We start from the raw sequence: 2,387 nt of genomic DNA on the forward strand, positions 1-2,387 counted from the left end.
GTTACATCAATTTATTTATAAATCGATTAAAATTACGCAATTTTCTCTGCGACTTCAATCATATCTACGAAATATTCTGATGTTGCGGTTAATTCGACCTTAATCAATTTAACCTTAGTACTTACTTCTGCCACGGCTTCTGGGAGAGTTGCCAATCCTTTTGTCCAACGATCAGCTCTATTCAGTTCAGCGGGATGCCAACCTGAAAGACCGGTCATATCAGCAGGAAGAATGGTTAAGTTTCTATCACCAAACACATTAATTTTGGCAACCAGAACACCCAACATACGACGATCGTCAAGGTATGGTCCAACCACTTCTGATGGTAATGCTGCTTTTGAATGCATTGCAACAACGCGAACATTTGCAGGAACATAGAAGCTATAGGTATTGCCTTTAACATCGACAGGTTGAAGTCTTTCACCTTTTTGCGTAATCAAGCAAAGTGAAGGATCATTGGTGACTTCTGGTTTAGAAACAGGTGCATACCCTTGTTGTGTTGCACGACGATCCAACATTTGCCAAATTGGCTCAACTTGGTGTCTTGCTACTGTCAATGGTGCAGCTGCATCACTTTCCCAACTTTGATGGCCAGCATTTTCATTAAAGGTTAAATGCAAGTTAATTGCACTACCATTAAATTGATGACGATCATCTGTGTTCAAGTAAGATTCAGTTGTCAGATTTTCTGATAACAGAATTGAATGTTCTTCCGTTTCAATATGGTAAACGGTAAAGCTATCCATACTGGTATCGGTGATAATAGAACGTCCATTAACCAACATACGTGCTGGCACTAATCCACCATCAACATAGATTGTATGTTCAGGTGTTACTAACAAATCGCGACAAGGTTGGTTTAATCCAAATGCATGTGCTTTAATACGAACAGGATACAGAGCATCTTTATGTTCATAATTATTAACACTTACATCCATATTACCAGCCCAGACAATTTGCTTGCTGACTTGTTGACCATTTTGCAAGGTAATAACGCTATCACCAGCTTTTAAGTTTTCAACAGTTACTTCACCTTCTGGTGTCAGAATATGCGTACCCGTTAAGAAACATTTGGTGATGATAATATCATACCCAGTAGAACTTGCATCATTTTTAACAATCAAGACGTTTGGAGCAGCTTGTCCAGCAACAGATGGCGTATAATTAAAGTGTGCAACTTCTGTTAACGCACCCGTAGCTGCATCAACATAGTTTACATATAGAACACCACCAACAACACTGGTTACATAACGGCTTTGATCTGTATATGCTGTACCTACTTCAAAGATTGCCTGATCAGTTAGAGCAAAATTAGTAATTGTAAGTTTACCACTTACATCTTGGATATTACCTTCATATTGATAAATACCATTATTACCAGAGAATTGAACTTGATGTGCAAGCGTATCAGAAGCACGAGCTTTTTGCCCAGCAATGACAACATGTCCTGTGCCTGTAATAAGAATTTTAGGCATATTGCTAGAAGCAACATTTGTTGTTGATAATGAACCAACATTTAAAGTTGCACCATTTGCAACATTAATAACAACCTGTTGTGCACCATTGCTTCCATCGATTACAAGTGAACCAATATCAACATTTGCACCAGCAGGAATATTAACAACTGCCGCATTAGACAGATTTAAAGAAGTTCCTGTTACAGTACCATTTAACGTTAAAGTAGCATTTTGAACAAGTGTCGCATTACCAAATACTAGGTTATTAGCCACGCCAGTATCAAATAAAGAGCCTGTAGCATTCGCACCAAAGGTAATATTACCAATGTTACCAGTTGCACCAGCACCTAATTTAACAGTGTCATTGGCAGCATTTAATTGCCATCCAGTAACAGCGTAATCAATATTTGTACCAAATGTTATTACAGGTTTAGCAGCATTGATAATCACGTTACCAGCTGTAAATGTTTTTACATTTCCAACATTGAATATTGTGCCACCAGCAGTACTAGCAAATGTAACATCACCAGTTGTAGCAAAAGAGCCACCATTACCAAGCGTAAAGCTTGCTGACTGATTAAATGTTAGACCACCAGAACCAAGGTTCATCGTGGTATTATCAAGGAATGTTAACGCAGTAGATGTCGCATTAACAAGAATACCACCCGTCAAACTAACATTGGCACCCGTACCCATAGAGAATACTTGGTTAGTACCAGCAAAACTTAAGCTGTTCGCATTAATAGTACCATTAATCCCCCAATCAAATGTTTGTCTACCATTTGTTATAACAATAGAACCAGCATCCAATGTTAGCGTATTGTTAGCACCCATATGGAAGAAGTTGCGATTTGCAGCAACACCAACACCAGCACCACCCAATGCAAGATCACCAGCAAGAAGATGTACGTTCGCACTATCACCAAATTG

At 38.7% G+C, this 2,387-nt stretch carries 1 protein-coding gene; it reads right to left on the reverse strand.

Annotated elements, in window-relative coordinates; translation table 11 throughout:
* Positions 1-32: 32 nt before the first annotated feature.
* The coding region (locus tag COMX_RS10830) for a Hint domain-containing protein (RefSeq protein ID WP_051462130.1) at positions 33-2,387 on the reverse strand (2,355 nt) is incomplete at its 5' end.

Source organism: Commensalibacter papalotli (ex Servin-Garciduenas et al. 2014), assembly GCF_000527695.1.
Classification (GTDB): Bacteria; Pseudomonadota; Alphaproteobacteria; order Acetobacterales; family Acetobacteraceae; genus Commensalibacter; species Commensalibacter papalotli.